The organism is Streptomyces capoamus (assembly GCF_014654935.1).
GTDB lineage: Bacteria > Actinomycetota > Actinomycetes > Streptomycetales > Streptomycetaceae > Streptomyces > Streptomyces capoamus.
In genome coordinates, this window is record NZ_BNBF01000003.1 from 20,488 (window position 1) to 22,897 (window position 2,410).

The window sequence follows — 2,410 nt, forward strand, 5'->3', positions numbered from 1 at the left end:
CTCCCGGCCGACCTCCCACTGCGCGAAGTGCGGCGAGACCCCCTTGGCGCCCTGCCCCAGGCAGGCCTTGGCCGGGCTCGGGTCCACCGCCGCGCACAGCTTGCCGCCGGTCACCGACACCCCGCCGTCGGGGAGGAAGGCGCCGCCGCGCCGGGCACCCACCGCGTGACTGAGCACCCGCGCCGGGTCCGCCGACGGCGCCCGCTTGCCGGAGCCGTCCAGCAGCGGCCGCACCCGGTCGTCCCCGGCGAGGAACAGCCGTGCGGCGGCGGCGATGTAGGTGGAACCGGCCCGGTGCTGCCGGTCGGCGGTCAGCCGGGTCGCCGCCCGCTTGCCGCACACCTTGTCCGGGTGCTGCGGCTCGTCGTAGAAGTCGTCCTCGGCGGGCGCCGCGGACTGGCCGGGCGTCCATTCCGAGTTGAAGAAGTTGTGGTTGGCGCCGATCACGTACACGGCGCTGTGCAGCGCGGTGCCGCCGCCGACCCCGCGCGTGCCGTCCACGTACACCTCGCCCTGCAGGTCGGAGACGTCCCCGTCGCAGCCCGGCAGGATCGTCACCGACGGCACGTCGGGCACCGGGTTCTGCCCGAAGACGGTCGGCCCGATCAGGACGGTGCCCCGGACGCTCCAGCGCACCGGCCCGTGGTAGCCGTCCCGCTCGGCGGGCGGCGCGGCGAGGCTGTCCAGCGCGGCCCGGTTGACGCCCTCGCCGCCGCGTGAGTGTCCGATCAGCAGCACCCGGGACAGGTCGGCGCGGGGCGCCTCACGGACCACCTTCGGTGCGGTGCCCGGGTGTTCGGCCCAGTCGGCCCAGTGGGCCAGGTGCAGCCGCACCAGCGACGAACGGGCCTGCGCGCCGCCGTCCTCCGCCGCGAAGTCCTGCCCGTTGATCCCGTTGGCCGAGACCGACACGGTCACATAGCCCTGGGAGGCGAGCAGTCGCTGGTCCCGCAGGTAGCCGCGGTGGCTCGGCACCGGCTTGGTACCGGCGGGGCACGGCCAGGCACCGCTGGTGTCGGCGCGGCCCTTGTAGCACGTGTAGTGGCGGCCGTGCAGGAACAGGGCCAGGGGCCGCTTGCCGGTGGCGCCGACGGGCGCGACGACCACCGCGCGCATCTCCACCGGCTTCGGGAAGTCCGGCAGCCGCACCGACTTCAGCGCGTACTCACCCGTCCTGGTGCGGTACGTGCCGGGCTTGCCCGGGTCCACGCCGTTCGCGGGCAGCGGGGCCGGCAGCCGGGGCGCCGACGCGGTGCCGGCCGCCTCACGCGCGTCCAACCGCTTTCCCCCGGACCAGACTTGCAGCGCCCGCAGCCCGGTCGCCCGCCGCCCGTCCAGCGGGAGCCGGAAGGTGTGCCCGTCGGCAGCCGGCTGCGGGACGCCCAGCAGTTCGTCCCCCGCGCGGAACTCGACGCGCGCGTCCCCCATCGGCACCGGCTCCCGCGACCGCCACACCAGCTGCGGCGCGGCGCCGGTGCCGGCCAGGCGCCACCCCGGCGGCAGCGGCGTGTCACCTGTCGGCGTGCCTGGTCTCGCGGGCGGTCGGGAGTGGGCGACCGCCACCCCCGGGGATGCTCCCGCCACCGCGAGCAACGCGGCGGCGGCCACCCATATGCGCCGGGCACGGACCACAGTTCCTCCTCGAAACCCCGACCACGGACGTCCCGGCCGTCCCGGGGCGTCCCTCGCCCCGGGAGGATGAGAAGCCGTGGCTGTGGGTTGCCTGTGGAGGAAGGGTGATGGATCACAGCGCGGGCGCCGCGCGCGTCAAAGGGGTCTGGGAGGTGCGGAGTTCAGCGGTGTACGGCGCTCAGGTCCACGCCCGGTACGGCTCGTCGACGAGCTGGAAGACCGGTTCCCCGCGCACCGGGTCCTTGGCGGTGGACAGCCGGACCCGGTCGCCGCTGTGGATCCCGACCGGCGGTCCCATGACCCGGCCCCGTACGACGAACCCCTCGGCCATCTCTATCAGCGAAACGTTCCGCGCGGCGGGCGTGTTGCGGTGCACCACGGTGGAGTGGCGGACCGTGCCGGCGCCCTCGCTGCGCTCCGTGCGCAGCTCGCTGCCCTGGCAGACCGGACACAGCAGCCGGTGGTACATGGCGGTGCCGCACCAGGTGCAGCGCTGGAAGAGGATGGCGTCCTTGGAGTCCGCGGCGGGATCGAGAACACCCGCAGCGGAACCGGCCGCCGGATGCGAGGTGCTTGCTGAGTGGTGGTACACGCTGGTCAACTCCCTGCGCTCGGCCGGAATCCCACGCGCCCGGCGCAGACCGGGCACGCGTGTGCGCGGTTGCCGTGCCACCGTGCACGCCGTCAGGGTATGGCACTCAGTGTCACTCGTAAAGGCACTCCGTACCCCGAATGTGTGCCGGCGGCGGAGCGGCGGGTCAGCCGCGGCCGAGGGCCG

Annotated in this window: 1 protein-coding gene and 1 pseudogene; both read right to left on the bottom strand. The window is 74.8% G+C overall.

The genetic code is table 11. The features are described 5' to 3' along the window. Positions 1–1,632: pseudogene (locus IE312_RS39035) on the bottom strand (hypothetical protein); the annotation flags it as partial. 178 nt (positions 1,633–1,810) lie between these two features. After that, positions 1,811–2,224 (bottom strand): Zn-ribbon domain-containing OB-fold protein, encoded by a 414-nt coding sequence (locus IE312_RS06015; protein ID WP_189979030.1) that lies wholly within the window; start codon positions 2,222–2,224, stop codon positions 1,811–1,813. Between the last annotated feature and the right edge of the window lie 186 nt (positions 2,225–2,410).